Source organism: Sphingobacterium sp. BS-2 (genome assembly GCF_046161205.1).
In the GTDB taxonomy this organism is placed as follows: Bacteria; Bacteroidota; Bacteroidia; order Sphingobacteriales; family Sphingobacteriaceae; genus Sphingobacterium; species Sphingobacterium mizutaii.
In genome coordinates this window covers 1-24,974 of the sequence record NZ_JBIXGO010000011.1, presented here as the reverse complement: position 1 = coordinate 24,974, position 24,974 = coordinate 1, and the positions used below count along the sequence as shown (strand labels likewise).

At 39.3% G+C, this 24,974-nt stretch carries 16 protein-coding genes and 5 tRNA genes; 12 read left to right on the top strand and 9 right to left on the bottom strand.

Annotated features, from left to right (window positions below):
• Positions 1–454: 454 nt before the first annotated feature.
• From ACK2WI_RS04615 to ACK2WI_RS04580, 8 genes are all read right to left on the bottom strand, one after another.
• The gene (locus tag ACK2WI_RS04615) at positions 455–766 is read right to left on the bottom strand and encodes a GIY-YIG nuclease family protein (RefSeq protein WP_409149939.1); all 312 of its coding nucleotides are present in this window, start codon (positions 764–766) and stop codon (positions 455–457) included.
• 665 nt (positions 767–1,431) lie between these two features.
• Positions 1,432–3,843 (bottom strand): ABC transporter permease, encoded by a 2,412-nt coding sequence (locus tag ACK2WI_RS04610; protein ID WP_409149938.1) that lies wholly within the window; start codon positions 3,841–3,843, stop codon positions 1,432–1,434.
• 189 nt (positions 3,844–4,032) lie between these two features.
• Positions 4,033–6,423 (bottom strand): ABC transporter permease, encoded by a 2,391-nt coding sequence (locus ACK2WI_RS04605; RefSeq protein ID WP_409149937.1) that lies wholly within the window; start codon positions 6,421–6,423, stop codon positions 4,033–4,035.
• Positions 6,424–6,627: 204 nt separating this feature from the next.
• Positions 6,628–8,988 (bottom strand): ABC transporter permease, encoded by a 2,361-nt coding sequence (locus tag ACK2WI_RS04600; RefSeq protein ID WP_409149936.1) that lies wholly within the window; start codon positions 8,986–8,988, stop codon positions 6,628–6,630.
• A gap of 1 nt (position 8,989) precedes the next feature.
• A complete protein-coding gene (locus ACK2WI_RS04595) occupies positions 8,990–9,361 on the bottom strand; it encodes a hypothetical protein (protein WP_409149935.1) in 372 nt (123 codons plus the stop codon).
• Between the two features lie 1,275 nt (positions 9,362–10,636).
• Positions 10,637–11,317, bottom strand: a complete 681-nt coding sequence (locus tag ACK2WI_RS04590; RefSeq protein WP_093098540.1) for an ABC transporter ATP-binding protein — start codon at positions 11,315–11,317, stop codon at positions 10,637–10,639.
• Positions 11,318–11,367: 50 nt separating this feature from the next.
• On the bottom strand, positions 11,368–13,752 hold the full coding sequence (locus ACK2WI_RS04585) for an ABC transporter permease (RefSeq protein WP_409149934.1): 2,385 nt from the start codon (positions 13,750–13,752) through the stop codon (positions 11,368–11,370).
• A gap of 167 nt (positions 13,753–13,919) precedes the next feature.
• Positions 13,920–15,173, bottom strand: a complete 1,254-nt coding sequence (locus ACK2WI_RS04580) for an efflux RND transporter periplasmic adaptor subunit (RefSeq protein WP_093098543.1) — start codon at positions 15,171–15,173, stop codon at positions 13,920–13,922.
• Positions 15,174–15,743: 570 nt separating this feature from the next.
• Here ACK2WI_RS04580 and ACK2WI_RS04575 point away from each other — a divergent pair.
• From ACK2WI_RS04575 to ACK2WI_RS04560, 4 genes are read left to right on the top strand one after another with little or no spacing between them, the layout of a single operon-like run.
• Complete coding sequence (locus ACK2WI_RS04575) at positions 15,744–17,051, top strand: TolC family protein (protein WP_093098544.1); 1,308 nt, start codon at positions 15,744–15,746, stop codon at positions 17,049–17,051.
• A 15-nt stretch (positions 17,052–17,066) separates the two neighbouring features.
• Positions 17,067–18,422, top strand: coding sequence for a sigma-54 dependent transcriptional regulator (locus ACK2WI_RS04570; protein WP_312698143.1), 1,356 nt, complete (start codon positions 17,067–17,069; stop codon positions 18,420–18,422).
• 2 nt (positions 18,423–18,424) lie between these two features.
• On the top strand, positions 18,425–19,744 hold the full coding sequence (locus ACK2WI_RS04565) for a PAS domain-containing sensor histidine kinase (protein ID WP_093098547.1): 1,320 nt from the start codon (positions 18,425–18,427) through the stop codon (positions 19,742–19,744).
• A 24-nt stretch (positions 19,745–19,768) separates the two neighbouring features.
• Entirely contained in the window at positions 19,769–20,227 is a 459-nt protein-coding gene (locus tag ACK2WI_RS04560; protein WP_409149933.1) for a hypothetical protein, read from the top strand.
• A 44-nt stretch (positions 20,228–20,271) separates the two neighbouring features.
• Here ACK2WI_RS04560 and ACK2WI_RS04555 read toward each other — a convergent pair whose 3' ends face one another.
• A complete protein-coding gene (locus tag ACK2WI_RS04555; RefSeq protein ID WP_313367956.1) occupies positions 20,272–21,324 on the bottom strand; it encodes a BamA/TamA family outer membrane protein in 1,053 nt (350 codons plus the stop codon).
• 404 nt (positions 21,325–21,728) lie between these two features.
• On the opposite strand from ACK2WI_RS04555, the gene ACK2WI_RS04550 reads away from it, so the two are divergent.
• From ACK2WI_RS04550 to nusG, 8 genes are all read left to right on the top strand, one after another.
• Positions 21,729–21,801 (top strand) — tRNA-Thr (locus ACK2WI_RS04550).
• 25 nt (positions 21,802–21,826) lie between these two features.
• Positions 21,827–21,910 (top strand) — tRNA-Tyr (locus ACK2WI_RS04545).
• A gap of 58 nt (positions 21,911–21,968) precedes the next feature.
• A tRNA-Gly gene (locus ACK2WI_RS04540) sits at positions 21,969–22,041 on the top strand.
• Between the two features lie 90 nt (positions 22,042–22,131).
• A tRNA-Thr gene (locus tag ACK2WI_RS04535) sits at positions 22,132–22,203 on the top strand.
• A gap of 72 nt (positions 22,204–22,275) precedes the next feature.
• On the top strand, positions 22,276–23,463 hold the full coding sequence (gene tuf / locus ACK2WI_RS04530; protein WP_093098550.1) for an elongation factor Tu: 1,188 nt from the start codon (positions 22,276–22,278) through the stop codon (positions 23,461–23,463).
• Positions 23,464–23,697: 234 nt separating this feature from the next.
• A tRNA-Trp gene (locus ACK2WI_RS04525) sits at positions 23,698–23,768 on the top strand.
• 24 nt (positions 23,769–23,792) lie between these two features.
• A complete protein-coding gene (gene secE, locus ACK2WI_RS04520; protein WP_093098552.1) occupies positions 23,793–23,987 on the top strand; it encodes a preprotein translocase subunit SecE in 195 nt (64 codons plus the stop codon).
• 20 nt (positions 23,988–24,007) lie between these two features.
• Positions 24,008–24,553 (top strand): transcription termination/antitermination protein NusG, encoded by a 546-nt coding sequence (gene nusG, locus ACK2WI_RS04515; RefSeq protein ID WP_093098554.1) that lies wholly within the window; start codon positions 24,008–24,010, stop codon positions 24,551–24,553.
• The last annotated feature ends 421 nt before the right edge of the window (positions 24,554–24,974 follow it).

The window sequence follows — 24,974 nt, the reverse complement described above, 5'->3', positions numbered from 1 at the left end:
AAATTCCATATCATTTTTTTTGCTTTAAACAGCAATTCAATTCATTTGCCATAATTGTAATATGCTGATTACCTGCTGATTGTGTATATCAATAAAGATTGATATGTTCATTATCGGACGATTTGTTGTTCGCAAATGAACGTAATGGTTTGAACCAGGATTGGGGTTAGGCTAAACCAACGGGATTTGAACCAGGATTAAAGGGATGGGAGGATAGACCAAGATCTGGGTAAGAACCAGGATTGGGTTCGGCTCCCTTTCGGCGGTTAGCGAAGCCGAGATGTCGCTCAGCCGTAGAGTATCAGTGGGGTCTAGGTGTTCCTTATTTCTGAGGTGTTCCTTACATCAAAGTCGAGGTGTTCCTTACATCAAAGTCGAGGTGTTCCCTACATCAAAGTCGAGGTGTTCCTTACATCAAAGTCGAGGTGTTCCCCGAGCGGAGTCGAGGGGGGAATTATCCCTTCTTCATATTTTCACAATTAGTTGAATTAATACATTTTGCAGCATCCTTTAATTCATCCAAACACCCGTAGATTAACAACATTTTCTTTTTATTGCTCCAGCCTTGAACTTGTTTTTCCCGTCTGTAGGCATCTCCAATTCTTGGGAATATCTCAAAATAAACCAATTCGACAGGTAATCTCTTCTTTGTATAATTGGCTCCATTGCCAGATTGATGTTGTTCTAATCTGAAGCCTAAATTTTTTGTAGATCCAGCATAGTAGCTGTTATCTGAACAAAGTAATATGTACATATATCCTGTCATGGAAATAAAAATACAATTCAAAGAAAATGTGGAGTTTTCTTTAATGTTAAGTTTTTGATTGTTGTTGGTTGATGTACTCGGCTTCGACTCCGCTCAGCCATCGGAAGGGGTTGGTTGATGTTCTCGGCTTCGACTCCGCTAGCCATCGGAAGGGGTTGGTTGATGTATTCGGTTTCGACTCCCCTTCGAAGGTTATCGAGCGAAACCGAGATATCGCACGGGGCATCGGCATTCTTTCCATTTTTCCGCCACTGGAAATGAGCCGGGGGCTAAAGGACTTCCTTCGGAAGAATGGTGTTTGCTTAGGTAGGCAACCCCCAGCGGGGGTGACATCTTTGTAGAAAATCGGATCGTTAATCGGATAACCCGCAGCGTGGGTGAAATATTTTTCTGAAAAAACCTTACTGAATTCATTTTCAATTCTGAACGATCAGTGAAGAATCTGTACGGCTCACCTCCAAACGACCTTGTCATCCTTGACCGAAGGTCAAGGAACTGTTCGCCAATACATTTATTAAGAGATATCTAGTCTGTCAATTCCCCCCACAATAACCCCCTAGAAAGGTCTTAAGTCTTATGTCTGTTGTGTACAGCCATGCAGCCTTTCCACTCTCTCAAATCTCATATCTCACATCTCATATCTTTCCAAGGGCAAAGCCCTTGAATTACTCATCCCTCAAGCTATCCACTGGATTTGCTTTGGCGGCGAAGTAGGTTCTAGAGGTCAGCACCAGTGTAGCCACTGCCGATAGGCCTATTCCTGCGAGAACAAAAATCCACCATGAGAGCTCGGTTTTATAGACAAAATCGTTCAGCCATTCATGCATAAAATACCAGGCAATTGGGAATGCAATAACAGAAGCGATAATAACAAGGAGCATTAGGTTTTTCAATAGTAAGAATATTATTTGGCTGATAGATGCTCCTAGAACTTTACGGATGCCGATTTCTTTTACACGCTGGTTGGTGATGAATACCGCCAAACCAAACAATCCCAGTGAAGCAATGCTGATGGAAAGCCAAACAGCCCAACTCAGTAGCTTAGATAGGTTCTGTTCGGTTTTATAGAAATTGGCAATAATATCATCGACGAATTTATAGTCAAATGTTTCCTCAGGGTAGAGGCTTTTAAACTTGCTTTCGATTTTACTAATCGCATTTTTCCAAGTTTCAGGGTGGTTTTTATCCAAAGCCACATGCATCATATAGCCCGAATTACTGCTCCAGTACATCGTAGGTCTTACGGCTTCGCGAGCAGAAGAAATATTAAAATCCTTCATTACCCCAACAATGGTTGTTTGGCCATTATTGAATGTTTTGCCAATGGCGTCCTCAGGGTTTTTCAGACCCAGAAGTTCCAACATCTTGACATTGATAATACTTTCTGAAACAGAGTCAAGAACTCGGACGTTTCTTCCAGTTATTAGCGGAATATTATAAACCTTAATAAAGTTCTCATCGCCGTTTCTAGCATCGAAGGTTACCATTTTCTTGTCCGAAGTATTTTGGTCATACGCCATTCCGGAGCTCATGTAACCATTGAATGCCGGCGATTGATTGCCAAAACTAACCGCATTTACTTCAGCTAAATTTTCCAATTCGGTCTTTAGGACCTTTCCCTTTTGTTCACGGTCGAAATTTGGAACGAAAAAGGTCACTACAGCATCCTTATTGAAACCCATATCCATATTAATAGCATAATGGATCTGCTTGGATACCACCAATACGGCAATCAAAAAGACTTGCGCCAGAACAAATTGGAAAATGGTCAATCCTTTTCTTACCCAGGCGCTTCTACTCAGATTACTGTTTTTTGTGGCTTGATTTTTCAAGGCCATAATAGGAGAGTATCCCGTTAGTACCCATGCCGGATAAAAACCCGCGATACAGGTAATAACCAGCAGTTGAAGGACCAAAAATCCTATGATTTCCAAAACTGGAATAGATGAAACGGTAAATCCTTTAGGAAGAAATCCTGCGAAGGCCTGAGTCAGGATAGGAATTAATATTACGGATAATATCGTAGCAAATCCTGCAACTAAAAATGTCTCCAATAGAAATTGTTTTACCAGATTTGACTTCTTTCCACCCAATGTTTTCCTGATTCCAATCTCTTTAGCACGCTCTGTAGATTGAGCCGTAGAGAGATTGATAAAATTAATAGCTCCTAAAGTCAGTAGGAAGACCGCTAACAAGATTAAATTTCTTAAGGTGGATTCTTTTACCGCATTGTAATTGAATTTAATGTCAAAATGGACATCCTTTAAGGGTTGAAGGATAAAATTATCCTTCCAATCATAATCATTTTGCTCTTTGTTCTTACTTAAGATCCCAGCAATTACCTTTTCAATATTTTTAGGCGAAGTTCCAGCTTTTAATAAGAGAATACATTGATTGCCACCATTATAATTACTCCATTGATCCCAAGATTTTATCACTTTCAAGGAAGCATTGTTTTCAACCGTTGAAACAGAAATAATTCCATCATACTTGAAATCAGAATTCTCTTTCATATTAGCTACGACAGCTCCAACAGTCAATTGTATGCTATCAGCAAATAAGATGTTTTTCCCTACCACTTCACTAGCATTAGCCTTTGGGAATAGAACCTCGGCCTTACTTTGGGTAAGAACAATAGTATTAGGCTCTTTTAGGGAGTTGATATCTCCCGCTAAAGAAGCATGTGGAAATATGCTGAAGTATTTTTCATTGCTAAAGGTCAAACCTTCTTCATTTGGAAATACCTTTTCTTCCTGACCTGCTTCCTTTTCGATTTTCAACTTTGCAGTCCCTAATTCCAAATTCGGAACAACTGCCTCCACACCCGTCAATTCCGTTTGCATGGCCCGTATCAATGGAACCAATACCGCGTCGCCTTTATAACCTCCATCACTTACAACCTTATATACACGGTCTCCATGTGGCAAATGTTTGTCAAAACTAAAGTCATAGCGCACCATTAAAAAAATGATCAAGGTCGCACAGATCCCAATGGCCAAACTGATTACACTAATAGAGGTTACCAGTAAATTTTTCTTTAAGAATCTCCAAGCCGTTTTAAAATGATTTCTTAACATTTTGGTCAATATTTAATTTAATATCTTCTTTATTAATTTCCCTAGCAATACCCCGCCAGAATTTCTGTTGTCTTATGTCTATTATCTTATGTCTACAGCCATGTAGCCTTCCCTCTCTCTCAAAACTCATATCTCACATCTCATATCCATTCAATCATCTCATATCCATTCAAGGGCAAAGCCCTTGAATTACTCATCCCTCAAGCTATCCACCGGATTTGCTAGCGCAGCTTTTATAGATTGGAAACTAATAGTTGCCAGAGAAATAAAGATGGCTGCTGCTCCTGCGATCACAAAATAGTACCATTCCATATGGATGCGGTATTCAAAATCTTGAAGCCAGTTGTTCATTGCCCACCAGGCAATTGGTGAAGCAATTAAGATGGATATTAAAACCAGTTTGATAAAGTCCATGGATAGGAGAGAAGTGATCTGAGGAACCGAAGCACCTAAAACCTTTCTTACGGCAATTTCCTTCATTCTAGTTTCCGCCATATAGGCAATCAAAGCAAGAAGCCCCAAACAGGAAATAAAGATGGTCAGTCCAGCAAATAGCATGGCAACCGTCCCTACAGCTTGCGTTTCATTGAATTTACTCTCAAACAACTTATCAATAAAATGATAGGAGAAGGGATATTCTGGATTGTATTTTTTAAATATGCCTTCAATGGTTTTTAAGTTGCCACTAGTTGAATGCGCTGGATTAAGACGATAATGAATGACGTCAAACCATGCATGAGGTCCTAAAATAATGGTTGGTTTACTGTTGTCAAATGGGGAGTCCATGATAAAATCTTTGATTACTCCAACTACAGTCCATTTTCCTCCTACTCCCTCAATAATACTTCCAATAGGATTTTCCAATTTCAAAGCTTTAACGGCAGATTCATCCAATATGATTGCTGAACTGTCCGTCGGAAATTTATATATGTCAATATCTCTACCAGAAACTAAGCTAAACCCAATGTTTTTAATGGCATCAGCATCCGAACTAAACCAGAGATAATTTATTCTTTTGTCCTCTTCAGAAGAAGCGTTCGAAATTATTCCTTGGCCTGATGAATAATAATCTGTAATTGGAGACATGTTCTTGGAAACAGAAATTACTGCTTGACTTGACAATAACTCATTCCTTATATTCAGATAATTTTTAGCAATATTTCCTTCTATTTCAGTGTATAACAAACCATTGGCTTGGTATCCCTGGTCACGCTCCTTACTATATTGAATCTGGTTTGTAACTACCACTGTCGCAATAATTAATATTATGGCGAATGAAAACTGAATGACAACTAAAACAGAACGAATATTTACACCTTTTTTACTGGCGTTAAATTTTCCCTTCAAGGTGCTGATGGGTTTAAATGCCGATAAGAAAAATGCAGGATATGCTCCGGACAATATTCCAGTTAATAACGCAAAGGCAATTAAAAAGAACCAAGTATTTAGCGTAAAAAAGCCAATACTAAGATTTTTTGAAACGAGTTCATTGAAATAGGGCAATGCAATGAAAATAATGATAATAGAAAGTACTAAGGCAAAGAAGCTTATCAAAATACTTTCAGTTAAGAATTGGAATACAAGAGTTTTCTTGTTAGCTCCAATCACTTTTCTGACACCAACTTCTTTGGCTCTTCGTTCTGACTTTGCTGTGCTTAAATTCATGAAATTTATGCAGGCAACTAATAATATAAAACCACCAACCCAAGCAAAAAGCTTAACCAAATCTATCCGACCTGATTCATAATTCCCTCCCTTGCCATTATTATATAAGTAATAGTCCTGAAAAGGGAAGGCAAATAATTCGACTGTACTCTTAGAACCACTCCGAATCATATCTTTATCGGCATTGATGTGATTTCTTGTGAAAGGTTTTATTTTTTCATTAAAACTAGCTAACGAAATTCCTTCTTTCAATAAGATGAAAGTCTTAATAGAATTATTACCCCAGTTTTCATCATAAAAACCTATTTTTTTTCCATATTCCCAAGAAATTAAACCTTCAAAATCAAAACTTGAATTACTTGGATTGTCTTGAATTACAGCTTGAACTTTTACTTGGTTGACTGAATCTATTTTGATAATCTTTCCAATGGGATTTTCTGAACCAAATAGGGCTTTTGCTTTTTTCTCTGTTAATACGATTGAATTTGGGTCTTTTAATAAACCAGTTTTATCACCTGAAATAAAGGAGAAACTGAACATCTCAAATAAACCAGAATCCACAAAAGCTAATTGCGATTTTAATTTTTTGTCCTGGTAAGTGGTTAAAAATAAGTGAAAATTACTATATCTTGAAAAAGATTCAATATCAGGAAATTCTTCTTTCATGGAAGGCCCAAGGATCTTTGGTGTGGCAGGCCAAGCATGTTTTGAACCTTGATTTTCATCTCTGTTGCTCATGATATACAAGCGATCACTTTTCTCATGGTAGCGGTCCATGGTCAGCATATTCTGCAGCCAAAGCATAATCATTAAAGCCCCGGCCATCCCAATCGCCAATCCGATAATATTTATGGCCGTAAACCCCTTATTCCTTAAGAGATTCCTCCACGCTATTTTGATATAGTTCTTAAGCATAACTTCCTTATTTAATGGTTAGCAATAGATGCACTGGCTCCCCGAAGAATCCCTCTAATTAATAACTCGTTTTTCCCCAGCAATAATCCTCCAGAATTTCTATTGTCTTGTGTCTATTGTCTTATGTCTACAGCCATGCAACTTTCCACTCTCTCAAATCTCATATCTCAGATCTCATATCTATTCAAAGGCAAAGCCTTTGAATCACTCATCCCTCAAGCTATCCACCGGATTAGCAATTGCAGCTTTAATCGACTGATAACTCACAGTCAAAATCGTGATCAGCAAAGCCAGTACGGCAGTAAAAGCAAAGATTTCCCAGCTGATATTGATTCTATAGGTATAGGAGTTGAGGTATTTATTCATGGCCCAATAGGCGATAGGAAAGGCGATCAGACAAGCGATTCCAACCAATAAAATAAACTCCTTAGACAATAATCTAGTTACGGAGAATACCGAAGCTCCGAGGACTTTACGGACCCCGATTTCCTTGGTTCTGCTTTCTGCCATATAGGCTGCTAGTCCAAATAAACCGAGACAAGAGATAATGATGGTAAGGCCAGCAAATAGCGCTGCCAGTTTACCTGTTTTTTGAGTTTCCTTAAATTTCAAGGCATAGGCCTCGTCTACAAATTTGTAGTCAAAAGGAAAGTCAGGATTGTATTTTTTGAAGATAGCCTCTGCTTTTTTTAGGGCGTCTGTTGTTGTCAAGTTTGGATTGAAGCGGATATGGATATTGTTCATCCAGCCACTAGCTCCTTCAATAACCAAAGGTTTGACAGGTTCAAATGGAGACTCTTGGATGAAATCTTTAATGACGCCGATGATATGAAATTTCCTTCCTCCATCATCGAATATTTTGCCGATGGGGTCTTGAAAGCCCATGACCTTGGCCCCGGATTCATTGATAATGGCGGCCATCGAATCGGTAGGGAATTTAGTCAAATCAAAATCGCGACCTGCAATTAAGGTAAAACCTACCGTTTCAACAACTCTATCATCACCTGTTTGGCGATTAAAGTCGATAATGCTATTGGGGTCTTTTCCTTCCCAAGTGAAGCCATTCCATCCACTCCAACGTTCTGTCAATGGAGACATTAATCGACTAATTGATTGCGCCACATTCTGGTCTAATAGTTCCTGCTTGATCAGTTGCACATTTTTAGTGATCTCACCGACCTCTGGAACATAGATTAGGTTCTCTTTTTCAAATCCAAAGTCGCGATCTTGGGCATGTTTGATTTGCTTTTGGATCACTACGGTACTCACGATCAATATCAAGGCTATACTAAATTGGGTAACAACCAGTACTTTCCTGGGGTTGATTTTTTGCTGTATGCTATGCAATCGTCCCTTTAACACCTTGACTGGATTAAAGGAAGACAGAAAGAATGCAGGGTAAATGCCAGCTAAAAAGCCAGTGAACAAAACAAACCCAACAAATAGGATCCAAAATCTAAAATCCTGAAATGGTATTTTGAATTTCATGCCCACCAAATCATTAAATGCAGGTAGGACCAAAATGACAATAATAAAGGCAATCAGACCTGAAAAGCAAGCCAGTAATAATGATTCAGAAAGGAATTGGAACACCAAACTTCTTTTTTGTGCGCCTACGACCTTTCGGATTCCAACCTCTTTCGCTCTCTTTTCACTTTGGGCAGTACTGAGGTTCATAAAGTTTATACAGGCAATCAACAGGATTAAAGCAGCGATAAGGGTAAATGTTTTCACCATTTCTATCCTTCCGCCAATTACTTTTCCGTTCTTGTATTTATTGTAAAGATATCTATCAGCAAAGGCGGTCAGAAAACTGACCGTCTTTACTTCGGAGTGTCTTGGAATCAAGTCTTTGATTTGCTCTTGGATTTTTGGGAGATGCTTTTTATCATTGATTTCTACGTATAGATCCACGGAACTATTTCCCCATTGACTATCTGAAAACCCTAATTTTTCCATTAAGGTCCAAGGAACATAGTATTCATAGCCTTGGAATATAAAATTGGATTCTGTTTCCTTTATGACGCCAGTCACTGCTAGCACATTGGTGCTATCCAGTCTGATCGTTTTTCCAAGTACATCTGTAGTGCCGAATAGATTGTTGGCAAGTTTCTCAGATAAGACAATGCTGTTCGGGTCTTTTAATAAGGTGTTTCTATTCCCACTCAATAAGGGTAATTCAAACATGTTCAAAAAGGCTGAATCTACAAATACACCGGTTCCTGCCGGAACTTTTTTATCGCCAATTGTAAATAAAAAACCTCTGGTACCACTTAACCTGGAAACATTCAGCACTTCTGGAATTTCTTCCTTTACCACGGCTGCCATAGGTTTTGGAGTAGAAAACCAAGTTGCGGAATCCTGGTCTGTCGCTTCTTTAGAACCGACAGCATAGAGATTTTCGATTTTTGGGAAATTCTTGTTGAACCCAAACTGAAAATTTACCCATAACAAAATCAGCATTGCCGCCGCCATACCAATGGCTAATCCAACTATATTAATTGCCGTAAAACCCCTGTTCTTCTTAAGATTACGAAAGGCTATCTTGAAATAGTTTTTGAGCATATCAGATCAGGTAATTGATTTGTTTAATGAACTGCGGAAGGTTTGAAGCCTTACGCAAGACAACTATTACCCTATTTCCACTTGCAAGTGGTTTTATTCTAATAATGGTTTCCTTTTTGCATAATCTGCTCAGTTCCATTTCCGAACGTTCGATTCCAGCAACAACTTGCTTCTTAATTGAAAACTCTTTCGTCTCAGCAGCATACCAAATCCCATCAGCGGGGATGTTTTTATTAAATCCATACTGCAGATTTAACATCAACAAAACCATCAAGCTTGATAGGCAACAGATGCCCCAAACTGAGTTTTTTCCCTTTAATCCTTTAACCTTCTTCAGAAGCGTAAAGGTTTTATTTAAATATTGATTTTGCATGGCCTTTGATTAGTGATAAGGTGATGAAACCATAAATTTTTCAATCCATAAATCAATATCCAATTCATTTGCCAAAAATGTAAATAATTCATTATCAATTGATTGTTATTTATTCAGGTATTGTAGTTGTCCGTTATCGGACGGTTGTTTGTTCGGTAATGGACGGGGTTAAAGAGTATTTAGTAGAGAGTATTTAGTATTTAGACCTTGAGCCGGGATGGGGTTAGTATATTATCGCTTGAAAGTCCCCATACAAACCTAAATTAACATCATTTTCAGATTTATGAAATTCCATGGTTTTCATATTCACATGAATAAAATTTCCACATCCCAAACTTCAGTGGGCATGAAATGTTTTTCAATTATTCTCTTCGTTACTTTTACGTGAGAAAAAAAGTAACGAAGAAAATCATGTAAGGTTCAACCTGTCATTGATACGAAGGAAAGATCTTGGGACAATGGTTTGAACCAGGATTAAAAGGATGGGAGGAAGGACCAAGATTATGGTCAAATATCGCTTGAAAGTCCCCCATACTGTAGGGGCGTATTGAATACGCCCGTCCCATACAAACCTAAAATAACATTATTTTCAGATTATAGAATTTCCTTGGTTTTCATATTCTCATGAATTAAATTTCCACAACTCGCGACTATGCAAAAATCCTATTTTGTAAGCAGAAAAGAACGCATTGGCTTACAGTTCCATAATCGAAGATTATGGATGACAGGCAATTGTGTTAGAGAACCGTACAGATTCTTCACTAATCGTTCAGAATTGGAAGTTTCTAGAGAGGGATTCAGAGTAAAATGAAGAATCTATTTTAAATTTTTTCGAAGAATAACACCCTAAATTGCGGTAGTATCCATGGACAGATCAACGGCGGGCGTATTCGATACGCCTACCAACCTTGATTAATATATGGTTGAAAATAGGTAATCCGCCAATAATCTTGGTCTAATATCGCTTGAAAGCCCCCCTATTTTAATTATTTTCAATGAATAACACCCTAAATTGGGGTAGTATCCATGGACAGATCAACGGCGGGCGTATTCGATACGCCCCCCACCAATCTTGATTAATATATGGTTGATAGGCAATCCGCTAATAATCTTGGTCTATCCTCCAATCCCATTAATCCTGGTTCACCCCCCCAAACCTCACACAAAAAAGCCGGCCTTTTAGGCCGGCAATTATATCAAAAGTTTAACAAAGTCTAAATACTAAATACTTACTACTAAATACTCTTTACCAAATACTTTCTACTAAATACTACCCTACAATGCCGTCGTAGTCTCCAATATTACTTGACCATCCAGCATTCGGATCACGCGATCCGAAAACTTTGCATCATGCTCTGAGTGGGTAACCATAACGATTGTTGTGCCGCTTTCATTGAGTTCGGTCAACAGCTGCATAACTTCATTACCATTGCTGGAGTCCAAGTTACCTGTAGGCTCATCGGCAAGGATCAGTTTGGGATTATTGACTACTGCGCGGGCAACGGCAACACGTTGTTGCTGACCACCGGAAAGCTGTTGTGGGAAGTGATTACGGCGGTGCATAATCTGAACTTTCTCCAGTACCTCTTCCACGCGTTTCTTACGTTCTGCGGGAGGGACATTGGTGTAGACCAAAGGAAGTTCCACGTTTTCAAATACGGTCAACTCATCGATCAGGTTGAAACTTTGGAATACAAATCCAATATTGTGCTTACGCAAATCCGAGCGTTTGTTTTCCTTGAAATGAGCAACCTCAATATTATTGAAAAGATAACTACCTTCATCCAAATCATCCAAAAGACCGATAATGTTCAAAAGGGTAGACTTTCCACATCCCGAAGGTCCCATTACTGCAACAAATTCACCTTCCTTAACATGGATATTCACATTGTTCAAGGCAACGGTCTCTACCTCCTCGGTACGGTAGAATTTTTGAAGATTGGTTATTTTTATCATGTGTTTCTTTGTTTAAAATAAATAAATTTCAGTTTTATAATAGGTTAATGTTATTCGTTCCTCAATGTTTTCGTAGGGTTGCTCGTTGCTGCTCGCAAAGCTTGCGTACTGATGGTAAATAGGGCAATGACTAAGGCTAGACCTGCAACCATCAGGAAGATAATCCAAGGCATATCCATGTGGTAATTGTATCCCTTTAGCCAATCTTGCATAAACCACCAAGCGATGGGATGGGCTATTAAACATGAAATCCCAACTAAAATAATAAATTCAGTATTCAACATTCTCACCAAGCGACCTACGGATGCACCCAATACCTTACGGATACTGACTTCACGAGCTCTTTGTTCTGCCGAAAATGCAGCTAATCCCAATAATCCTAGACAGGAAATAATGATGGCCAAAATAGAGAATAGGCTTGCCAACTTTTGCAGCATCATTTCTGAAGAAAAATAGTTGTTAAAATCATCATCCAAAAAGGTATAATTGAATGGGAAATCGGGGTTATACTTCTTCACGATTCCCTCAATCTCTTTCAATACCTTTGGAAAGTCCACCCCCGGTTTCGTTTTGATGTTTAATATCCCTGCTTCTACGCCATAGGCTTGTCCTAAAGCTAAAGGTGCCAATACCAAAGGCTCTGCTTCATCATAAATACTGTTGTAGACATAATTTTTTACAACGCCTGCCACAGTTAATGCTTCCCCTTGAAACTTGATCAACTTCCCAGCCACCCTGCCATCGGGTTGAATCAGTTTCGCCATGCTTTCATTGATTAATACCGAACTGCTATCGCCTAATAGGTTAGGTCTGAACGTCCTCCCATCCATGATTTTCATGCTCAAGGCATCTACGAAATCCTCATCCACAAAGGAAAAGCCAATCAAGATCGAAGACTTTGGATCTTTACCATCCCATTCGAATGAGGAGGTATTGGAACCAACTTGTAAAACACTGCCACGGCTCAATCCTACTGTCTCCACATTGCCGGTGGCTTTCAATTCCTGTTTGATTACAGGGATGTGTTTGGACATATCTCCTAAAATATTCGTCATAATAACCTGGCTACGGTCAAAACCTAAATCCCGGTTCTTGGCAAACTGGATCTGAAGGTATATAACAGAGGTGCATATCATTAAGATAATGGCTGCTGTAAATTGGGTGATGACTAATCCTTTTCGGATAAGATTGCTGCTTCCGGCTTTTCTCTTGCCACCCTTCAATGTGGTCAATGGATCAAAAGAAGAAAGGAAAAAGGCTGGATAACTTCCGGATATAATTCCAACCACTAAAATAATGGCGCTAATAAATCCAATTTGCTGCCAATTGCCAAAATCAATCGCAAGCTCTTTGTTGACCATGGTATTAAATGTCGGTAGACCTAATTTGACCATTCCGATAGCCAAAATGCCGGCGACAAATGCGAAAACAATGGATTCTCCCAAGAATTGCATGATCAAGGAGCCTTTCTTGGCACCAACAATCTTACGCATGCTAACTTCTTTTGCTCTTTTCTCAGACCTTGCAGTCGACAGGTTCATGAAATTGATACAGGCAATTAATAAGACCAACCAAGCGATAGAAGTAAATAATCGAACATTTTTTATTCTTCCATCCTTTTCAATGCCTTGTTCAAAACGATCGTACATGCGCCATCTTTCCATCGGGTAAAGGAAATTCTCCGAATTGGCTTCTTTATCATTGTTGATCTCGGCAATGTAATTCTTAACCTTCGCATTTACTGCATTTAAATCTGCATTTGGCTCTAATTGTACAATGGTTTGGATACTGTTATTTCCCCAGAAATCATATCCAAAATCTTTATTGGCTTCCAGGATTTTGAAATTCAGGAGCCAATCATATCGAAAATTCGTATTTTTTGGAAAATCCTTAGTAACAGCTGACACGGTATAAACTTGATTGTTGTCGAACTTTATGGTCTTTCCAACAGGGTTATCATCATTGAAGAAGCGTTTGGCAGTGGATTCACTCAAAACTATACTGCTTGGGTTATCTAAGGCTGTTTTTGCGTTTCCTGCCAAGAATTCCGGATTGAGGATACTGAGGATTTCTGGATCCACATAATTTCCAGATTGATAGATTTTCTTGTCCCCAACTGTAAATAGTTTAGTATTTCCCCAATCAATCCTGCCTGAATTGAGAATCCCTGGGATATCTTTTTTTAGGGCTTTGGCAAATGGACCTGGTGTAGCGCCAAATACATTGATATTTCCATCATAAGTCTGCTTTGACTTAGCTACATAGATGTCCTTTTTATTGCTGAAATAATCATTGTAGGAAAGCTCGTCTTGAACCCAAAGGAAAATCAATGCTGTTACGGTTATCCCCAACGCTAAACCAAAAATATTCAAGAAGCTATATCCCTTGGTTTTCCAGAGGTTTCTAAAGGCGGATTTTATGAAGTTTTTGATCATAATCTATTTGTTGGTTGTTTTGTCTTTATGCCGAATTACTGTGAGGCTTTCCTAGCCATCACAGCGCTTCGACATGCCTTTATTGTTTTATTTATTCATTTGGTTTTCTTTTCAATAACCGTCGCCTCGAATTAGCGGTTCACTGACGACGGCTAATAGGCAAACACTTATTGCTTTATGTTTAATTCCTGTATTTTATCATAAGTTTCATAACTCGAAACCACCACTTTATCACCAGGTTTCAATCCATTTAACACCTCATAATATTCAGGATTCTGCCTTCCTAATTGTAAATCTGTGCGGTAAGCTGTTTTTCCATCTTTATCCAGTTTGAAAATCCAGTTTCCAGCAGTCTGTTGGTAAAAACCTCCTTTGGCTAATAGTATTGCCTTAGTTTCATCACTTAAGGCTAAGCGGATAGTTAAGGTTTGACCACGACGGATGCCTTCTGGTCTTTCACCGACAAATTCCATATCCACTTGGAATCTTCCGTCTTTGACTTGGGTGTACACCTTTTTGATCCTTAGCTCATAGGTTTTGTTGCCAATGCTAAATTGTCCTTTTAGGTCAGGGAAGATACGGTTGATATAGTGTTCATCAATTTCCGCACGTACCTTGAATCCGGTCAATACATCGATCTGGCCTAGTCGTTCTCCTGGGTTCTTATTTTGTCCAACTTCCGCATCAAATGATGTCAATTGTCCGTCAACTGGAGCACGAAGGATCAAATCCCCAACTTTCTTGCGCATCAGATCCAATGCCTGTTGGGTACTTTGATATGTCTTGCGGTCTTGACTCAATTTTTGGTTGTTGGAAATTTCATCCTGTTTCAAGATCTGCTTGGTCAATTCAACCCTTTCCTTTTGGTAGTTATATTCGTTCAGCGATTTCTGATATTCCTGAGAACCGATCGCTTTCTCTTCCAAAAGTTTTTTGTTCAATTCATATATACGTTTTGATTCCTTGTAGGCCTGTTCTACATCTGCCATTTGGTTTTTGTTGGAAATGGAAGCCTGTTGCGCATTGGTCTGTGCAATTTGAGCTTGTGTCAAAAGGTTCAAGACCTGAGTTTCGTTCTGAACTAAACTCAATTCCATATCTGTATTGGAAAGACGCATAATGGGATCTCCTTTATGCAGGTGTGCCCCATCTTCAACATACTTTTCTTCGACACGGCCTCCAACTGAAGCATCTAGATAGATACTGCTGATAGGAAGAACGGTGCCATTTATAGGAATGAATTCTTGAAATGTATCTTCTTTAACTTCAAAGATGGAAATACGCTCTGCATCAACATTCAACTTGCTGTTTCCACTGGTATAGTAATAACTCGCACCGATCAGCGCAACAATACCTGCAATTCCAGCTACAGTTAGGATCCTTTTGCTATTCCACTTCTTTTGTTCAATTGGTCTGTCCATGTAATTCTATGTTCAAATTTGCAATATGCATATACAAGGTTGTGCCAAAGTTTTAAAATGATGAAAATCAATGTTTTAAATAAAATATGCTAGATGTGACTGTTCGAAAGCGAACAGTAATTGTGCGATGCTGAACAATAAAAAAAGTAGGCTAATAAATGCTAGGACAGATTTGGGATTTCAAGCACTTAATTAAAAAGCTTAAAAATGTCGGGGCTTAGTTTTGTACTGCAGATTATTCTTCAATTAATTGCTTTCATTCGACCCTTGTTCGAGGCAGCTTCGAGAAAAAATTGAACTTCATGCAGTGCATTTTGCGAAAATTCCGAATGTGTCTCGAATTTGGTCAATTATTCATCCAGTCAGGCAAGATCCTTTATGAAAAATTTGAGGGATGCATGGCTAGTCTTCAAAAAATCACCGCTGTTAATCGCTTTCAGTGTTCATAAGCGAACACTTTCATGTTCGGCTTCGAACAGCTAATGCTTTCTTTAATTATTAATATGTTGATAAACAATGTTTTAATTATTTGGCACAGCCTATGGAATGCAGTGGGAAATAAGATTTTAGATGAAAAGAAATTACATATACGTAATCATAATTGTTTGTTGTTTAGTTAGCACGGCAAAAGGGCAGAGTGGTTCTCTGTCCTTGGCCGATTGCATTCAGCAAGCGATACAGAATAATCCTACTTTAAAAAGAAATGAACTGGTAATCGATCGTGCAGATCTTCAGTACAAACAAGCCAAGTATGACCGTTTGCCATCATTGAATGCCAATATCGGTCATGACATTTCTCAAGGTAGGTCCATCGATCCGACTACCAATCAATATATAGATCAGAACAATAGCTCAGGGCGCCAATCCCTGAGCTTAAATGTTCCCATCTTCAATGGTTTCTATATTATCCATAATATCCGAATGCGGTCCAATGCGCTTGATGCTGGCAAACTGGAGTATGAAGGCTTTGTCAATGAACTGAAACTGGACGTTATAGAAGCTTATGTCAAGGTCTTGACCGCACAAGATATGTTGATCCAGACGGAGGGACAATTGGCAGTAACTAAAGAGCAACTAAATAGACATGAGGTCTTGAATAGGGAAGGGGCTACCAATCCGGGTGATCTATATGATATCAAAGGACAATACAGCAGTGACCTGAACACCGTGGAATTAACTAAACAAACCTTGAACAATGCCCGGGTAGAACTGGCTGGTTTGATGAATGTGGACGTCAATAATGTAGGGTCATTAGAAGCAATCGATATCCCTACCGAAATCCAAGCGAAGAGTTCTGAGGAATTATTTCAGCAATCCTTGGATATCCTGCCTCAATATAAGGCCTTGGATTGGAGAATCAAAGAAATGGAGGAAGGCATAAAGCTGGCCAAATCTAATTATTGGCCTAGTGTTTCATTAAGCGGTGGAATGAGCTCCAACTATAGCAAAGAAGGCGGGGCGATATTCAATCAGATCAAGAATAACCTGAGTAAAGGGGTGGGATTGACGCTGTCCATTCCGATCTTTAATCAGTTCAAGAACAGAACCCAGGTTCGTTTGGCCCAAGTATCCTTAGATGATGCGAATTTTAGTAGGGATATTATGCGTAATGATCTAAGGATGAGGACGGCACAAGCGGTTTTCGATCTGAACATTACCCAAAAGAATGTACTGAATCTACGGGACCAAGAAATCAGTTATGCAGAGTCCTTTCGGATTGCAACCGTGCATTTCGAGGCCGGCAACAGCAATTCTGTCATTTATTTAACGGCTAAGAATAAATTAGATGCCACCCGTAGTCAATTGATCATTAGGCAATATGAATGGTTGATGCAAAAATATGTGAATGATTATTATGCAGGTTCATTGAATTTATAATTAACTTAGCTTTAAATGAAAAAAGCGACCATTCTTGTTGTTGATGATGATCAAGATTTATTAACCGCCACACGAATATTATTAAGACCAAACGTCAAAGAAGTACTGGTAGAACATAATCCGGAGAGGTTAATGAATATCCTGGAAAAGAATCCAGTTGATATTGTTATGCTGGATATGAACTACAAAAGTGCCATCAATACAGGTAATGAAGGCTTGTTTTGGTTGTCCAAGATCAAGACGCATTTTCCAAAGGTGAATGTGGTCATGATCACTGCCTATGGAGCTGTAGACCTAGCTGTCAAATCGCTGAAGCAAGGTGCTTCTGACTTCATCGTTAAGCCTTGGCAAAATGAACAGTTGCTCAATACCCTAAACAGTATTTACGAAGAAAATAAACCTAATCAAAAGGAGAAGCAGATCGTCAGTCCCCGTGAACATCATGGAATTATTGGGAATTCTCCCATTATGGAAGAATTGCAATATAAATTGGATAAGGTTTCGCCTACTGAGGCTAATATCCTGATCTTAGGGGAGAATGGTACGGGTAAGGATTTGATCGCTAATGCCATCCATCAGCGTTCCTTACGGTCTAAGAAAGCTTTTGTCAAGGTGGATGTGGGTTCCCTGACAGAAACCTTATTTGAATCTGAACTTTTTGGCTATAAGAAAGGTGCCTTTACCGATGCTCGGGAGGATCGTAAAGGTCGCTTTGAACATGCCGATTCGGGAACTTTGTTTTTGGATGAAATTGGAAACATCAGTTTGCAGCAGCAGGCAAAATTACTCAGTGTACTCCAAAATAGGGCCGTGGTTCCTCTAGGTTCCAGTCAAGCTATTCCGGTGGATATCCGTTTGATCTCGGCTACCAATGTGCCCTTAAAAGTTTTGGCTGACGAGAGTCGGTTTAGGAAGGATTTAGTCTATAGGATCAATACCTTGGAAATCCAAGTTCCTGCATTGAGGGAACGGGTAGGTGATATCCCACTTCTCGCGGAGCATTTTCTGAAATTCTATAATGAAAAATACCATAAGAACATTGGCGGATTGGAAGCGGATGCTATAAATAAATTAAAAGGCTATCATTTCCCTGGGAATGTTCGCGAATTACAATACAGTATAGAACGGGCTGTGATCATGTCTGATCAGCAGAGTATCCGTGCTGAAGACATTTTGTTCTCACCCATAGAACAACAGTTGCCCGATAAACCTATAGTGGACGATTTTTCATCCCATAATCTGGAAGAGATGGAGCGTAAGGCCATCAAATCTGCCATTGAACGCTACAACGGTAATATCAGCAAGGCAGCCAAGGAATTGGGCCTTACTCGTGCGGCATTATATCGTCGATTAGAAAAATATAACCTTTAATAATGACCAAACTGGCTATAGCAGATTTTTTTAAGATGCTGTTCCTTATGGCTTTGGCCGTAGGTATAGCATTTTTGATATTTAAGGGTTTTTATCTTTATGCCGGTCTAGGTTTTTTCTTTTTGCTGATCCTTTCCTATAGGATGTTCTCAAAGCATCGATTTCTTTTGAAACAGATGGTAGAATTTTCCGAAGCGGTGAAGTATCGTGATTTCACGAGAAGGTTTGTGGTGAAAAGGGAAAAATCTGTTGAAGGGCAGTTATATACTGCTTTCAATCAGATCAACGAGGTCTATAAGAATATCAGTATCGATCAGGCATTGCAACACCAGTACCTGAATAAGGTCATCAATATGTTGGATACCGCCATCATATTTTACCATGCTGAATCAGGGAAGGTTATTTGGCTAAACGAAGCCTTTAAGGAGCTTTTTCAAGTTCCGCATCTGGGCAATATTTCAGGTATGCAAAAACGACATCCTGAACTTTATATCAAGACCATGCAGTTGCAGGTGGGCAAGCATCAAATGGAAACTGCCCATTCCAGTAAAGGCAAGATTAAGCTATTGATGCAAAGCTCAGGCTTCGAGACCCAAGATGGTTCATTTCGCATCATTGTCTATCAAAATATCAACGAGGCCATTGACGAAACAGAAACTAGGGCATGGCATAAATTATTGCGGGTACTGACCCATGAAATCATGAACTCCATTGGTCCGATCAGCTCCTTGGCAGAAACCTTACATGATCGTTTAGAACATTGGGAAGGCGAACAGGATATTGAAGATTTAAAGTTGGGTATTTTTACCATCAAGCGCAGAAGTGAGGGACTGTTGCAGTTTGCTAAGAGCTATCGATTGATCAATAAGGTTGATCAGCCTCAGTTTTCCGAGATACTGGTCGTTCAACTTTTTGAAAACATTTATCAATTATTGGAGCCTACCTTGATCCAAAAAAATATAGATGTCGATATCATCATCAAGAATACCCGGATGATATTGAGAGCGGATGTCAATCTGCTGGAACAGGTCATCATCAACTTATTATTGAATGCAATCGAAGCGGTAAAGGAGGAAGAGGAGCCCTATATCAGTTTGTCAGCCATCGAGACCAAGGACCATATCCAATTGAAGATCCAGGACAATGGGGCCGGGATGTCTCCAGAAATCCAAGAACAGATCTTTACGCCATTCTTTACGACCAAAAAGACAGGTACCGGTGTTGGTCTGACCCTTAGCAAGCAGATCATGTTAATGCATGGCGGCAATATCTCTGTGGACAGTGTGGAAGGAGAAGGCAGTACCTTTACCTTGCAATTCTAAAGCAATTTGTATTTTTGTGCCGCAATGCGGTATTACTTCGACTATATCTATCATTTTTTGGTTTCCAACAGCAGGCATGGTACGCATTCCCCCTTTGTGTATGCCTTGACGGAAAAGGTGATCTATAACCCTAGCTATAAATGCCCAAATTTTGTTGAATTTCCTGAAGGTTTCAAACCAAATTATTTTCCATTGTTAAAAAAGATCCTGAGTTTTTGGGAGGTCAATATGTTGATTGATGATCTACAGAATCCAGATGCGCAATCTTATTTGGTAAATGGGAAGGAGGATTCTGAAGTTATCTTGCCATTGATAGATGCTGGGAAAATCATTGTTTTCCATGAGCCCTATAAACAAAAGAGGCAATGGAAAAAACTGATTGCCGACCAGCGAGTGACCGTATCTATCAATTTGTTCCATTTTGGTATCCTAATGAAAAGGGATGGGCAAAGAAAACAAGATTTCCTGCTGAGATATCTTTAGGGCACTGATAAAATAAGTTTAACCCCTCTTTTTATTTTCTCTCATTAAAAAGCCTCACTGATACTTAAGTAAAAGCCAGACTGTCTTTTCTCTCCCGGTCTCTGTTCGCCATAAGCATAGTCTAAACGGATGCTGCTATTGTGTTCAAGGCTGAAGAAATAGCGTAATCCAGCACCGTAGGACGGAATCAGGCGCATATCATGTTGTTTTGAAAAGGTGCTACCCGTACCTAGGAATGCATTGACGCCTATACGAGGGATGAAACGGTATCGCAGTTCTGCTTGCGCAGTAAGGTAATTTTTGTCCTTGTATCGGCCCAGATAATATCCACGCATGGTCATATCCCCACCCAGTTCACGCATGACATAGAATGGTACGTTTTTACCGTAAGTGCCACGGTACAGACCTTGGGCGGCGATGGTGAGTTTTTTATTGATCGGATAAAAGCCACGAACATCCAGTTCGATTTGGTTTCCCGTGAAATTATCCTTTCCAAAGAAGTTAGGGGCAAAGCTATATTTTACCCGGCTATAAAATCCGTTGGTAGAGTATGTGGTGTTATTACGGGTGTCATATAGGGCAGAAACACCAAGGGCTAGGTATTGGCCACCATCTTTACCATACACTTCTGGAGATTCAAAAACACCACCGGCTTCCATATCCTTGAATTCGAAGTTCTCGTAATTTAAATTGACACCGGCATAAAAATTAGGGGCGAATCTCTTTTCCCCATCCAGTTTGATGCGGTAGAGTTTTTGGTCCAGATAATCTTCATCTGCTTTCCAGGTATCATTTCCGAGGCCATAGAAATTGAAAGGCCAATCTCTGAAGCGCATTTCAGTTAATATATGGTAGTCATTGTTCTTAGTCCAGATGTCAGAGGTCAGTTTTATATTCTTTTGTTTTTTGGTGGTCAAGGTACCGATTAGGGTGACGTTTGAGGTTCTGCTATCTAGGTTTTCTTTGTCGATATAGAAATTATAGGTACTTGCGATGCCGTATTCGAATCCAGTTTCCTGTGCATAACCGATGGCAGGCAGGACGACGAAGCTTCCGGATCGGGAAGAATCTTTCTTGGAGGAGACGAATTTTTGCATCAATTTTTGGATGATTCCAGGTTTTTCTTGGGCGTTTCCAAGCTTAGGGGAGATACAAAGGCCGATAAATAGCGATATTAATAGCGAATATTTTTTCAAAGCAATCCGAGTTATTTGTGCAAATATAGGGTATCCTTTGAAATGGAATATGAAAATTATTTACTTGCATATCAATGATATGGTTTTCAGGAGCAAAAAAAATGACCAAATATTTTTGATATGTTCATGGAGTAGCTATCTTTGCAACATCAAATCGGGAAAATGAGTACCGAAAAGGGATTGTTCTTTAAGTAGAAAAAAAATTAAAAATAAAACTTGCGAATATCAGATAAATATTAGATTTTTGCACTCGCTATCCAAAGATAGCCGTTCTTTAAAACAGAAAGTTTTATTAAATAAAGCACGCCTCCTTAGCTCAGCTGGTAGAGCAACTGACTTGTAATCAGTAGGTCATTGGTTCGATTCCGATAGGAGGCTCAAAAACAACGCAAGTTGTAGGTCTGGAGGGGTTCCAGAGCGGTCAAATGGGACGGACTGTAAATCCGTTGCTTCGGCTTCGAAGGTTCGAATCCTTCTCCCTCCACCAAAAAGTTTTCATTCTTCTGGTTGTTAACGGCCAGAATTCCTGAGTGTAAAACTGAAAAGCGGAAGTAGCTCAGTTGGTAGAGCGATAGCCTTCCAAGCTATAGGTCGCGAGTTCGAACCTCGTCTTCCGCTCAATTTATAAAACAAATCTAAGTCTCTGTCTTCTTAACAATTTATTTTTGAAAGGGTAGAGGCTTATATCTGTAAATAAGCTTTTTGAAAGCCGAAGTAGCTCAGGGGTAGAGCACTTCCTTGGTAAGGAAGAGGTCGTGGGTTCAAATCCCATCTTTGGCTCGAATACATAAGTTTTGTAACTTTGTAAGATTAATTAAAAGAAATATTTTATAATTACTAATTCGCATAAACATGGCAAAAGAGAAATTTGACCGTAGTAAACCGCACTTAAACATTGGTACTATCGGTCACGTTGACCACGGTAAAACAACTACAACAGCTGCTATCACTAAAGTTTTAGCTGATAAAGGTTTTTCAGAGGCTCGTTCATTTGATTCAATTGACTCTGCTCCTGAAGAGAAAGAGCGTGGTATCACAATTAACACTTCACACGTAGAATACCAAACAGCTAACCGTCACTATGCACACGTTGACTGTCCAGGTCACGCCGATTACGTTAAGAACATGGTAACTGGTGCTGCACAGATGGATGGAGCTATCATCGTAGTTGCTGCTACAGATGGTCCTATGCCTCAAACTCGCGAGCACATCCTATTAGCTCGTCAGGTAGGTGTTCCTGCGTTAGTAGTTTTCTTGAACAAAGTTGACTTAGTTGATGACGCTGAGTTATTAGACTTAGTTGAGATGGAAGTTCGTGAATTATTATCATTCTACGAATTCCCAGGAGACGATGTTCCAGTAATCAAAGGTTCTGCATTAGGTGCTTTGAACGGAGAGACTCAATGGGTTGATTCAATCATGGAATTGATGGATGCTGTAGATAACTACATTCCAATCCCTCCACGTTTGACAGATCTTCCTTTCTTGATGCCTATCGAAGACGTATTCTCGATCACAGGTCGTGGTACAGTTGCAACTGGTCGTATCGAAAGAGGTGTAATCAACTCTGGTGATCCAGTTGAGATCTTAGGTATGGGTGCTGAGAACTTGAAATCTACAGTAACAGGTGTTGAGATGTTCCGTAAGATCTTAGATTACGGTGAGGCTGGTGATAACGTAGGTTTATTGTTACGTGGTATTGAGAAAACTGATATCCGTCGTGGTATGGTTATCTGTAAACCAGGTTCAGTAACTCCACACACAGACTTCAAAGCTGAGGTTTACGTATTGTCGAAAGCAGAAGGTGGTCGTCACACTCCTTTCTTCAACAAATACCGTCCTCAATTCTATTTCCGTACAACTGACGTAACTGGAGAGATCACTCTAGAAGAAGGTACTGAGATGGTTATGCCAGGTGATAACGTAACAATCACTGTTAAGTTGATCAACGCTATCGCTATGGAAAAAGGTCTACGTTTCGCTATCCGTGAAGGTGGTAGAACAGTAGGTGCTGGTCAGGTAACTGAAATCATTAAATAATCCCAAAGGATTATCTAAATAAAAGATAAGCTAATTGGCTCCGGCTAATTAGCTTATTTTTTCTGAATTATTCGTTTTTATTGAGCCTCAAATACTTAGCGAAGTAGGGGAGTTCGGTAGCTAAAAAAGAATAGTTTGACCAGAAAGAAATCTTGCGGAAATCGCAAATAAATTGAAATAATATTTGCTGCAATGGGGTCTAAAGCCTATATTTGCAACATCAAAAAAATCTACACGGGCATAGTTCAATGGTAGAATAGAGGTCTCCAAAACCTTCGATCTGGGTTCGAATCCTAGTGCCCGTGCTAATAAAAATAGAAACTTAAAAAATGGCAAAAGTACTTGATTTTATTAAGGACTCTTATACAGAGGTTACTGAGAAAGTGACTTGGCCTACTTGGGCGCAATTACAAAGTCATGCGGTTATTGTACTTATTGCATCTGTTATTATTGCCTTGGTGATTTTCATAATGGATAAAGCATCAAGTAATGTAATGGAATTGCTGTACAATACAGCGTCTTAATTTTCTAATCCAACAGTATTATGGCAGATCAAAGTTTAAAGTGGTACGTTGTGCGTGCTGTTAGCGGAAAAGAGAAGAAGGTAAAACAATACCTTGAAGCTGAAATCAACCGCTTGGGCATACAACATTTGGTTACCCAAGTATTGATCCCTATGGAGAAATACTACCAAATGCGCGATGGCAAGAAAGTTGCCAAAGAACGTAACTACTACCCTGGGTATGTTTTGATCGAAGCCGCATTGGACGGTGAGATCGAACACGCAATCAAAAACGTAAATAGTGTAATCGGATTCTTAGGTGATAAAGCAGGTAATGCAATCCCTCTACGTCCAGCTGAAGTTAACCGTATTTTAGGTAAGGTTGACGAAATGGCTGAGCAAGGTGAATCAATCAGCGTTCCGTACTACGTTGGTGAGACCGTAAAAGTAAACGACGGTCCTTTCAACGGATTTACAGGAGAAATCGAAGAGGTACATGAAGATAAGAAGAAATTAACCGTAATGGTAAAAGTATTCGGTCGTAAAACTCCTCTAGAGCTGAACTATATGCAAGTTGAAAAAGAGTAAGATCTTTTTAGACAGTAGACAAAAGACATTAGACATTAGAAGCCCTATCCAGTTGGATAGGGCTTTTTTTTGTGGTTCGACTCCGCTCACCAACCAAGGATGGAAGGATGGGACAAGATCATAATAATTATTTTTCGGATTAGATATCACGTTTGGTAGGGGCGAATTGAATTCGCCCGTTGGTATTTGAACCAGGATGTGGTTCGACTCCGCTATTAGATTTGTAAAAGAGATTTATATTAAATTTATATATCAGAAAACCTGAAGAATTGAGGTTAACTAGTTCGTCTCGTATGTTCATGACTTATCTTGAGGATTAGTCATCAATTCTTCTTTGTTTTTGGTGCAATTTAGAATGCTAAGTTTTAAGTATTATTAATAGCGATAGCATTAACCCTGAGGTTTCCAGACTCTTACCTAC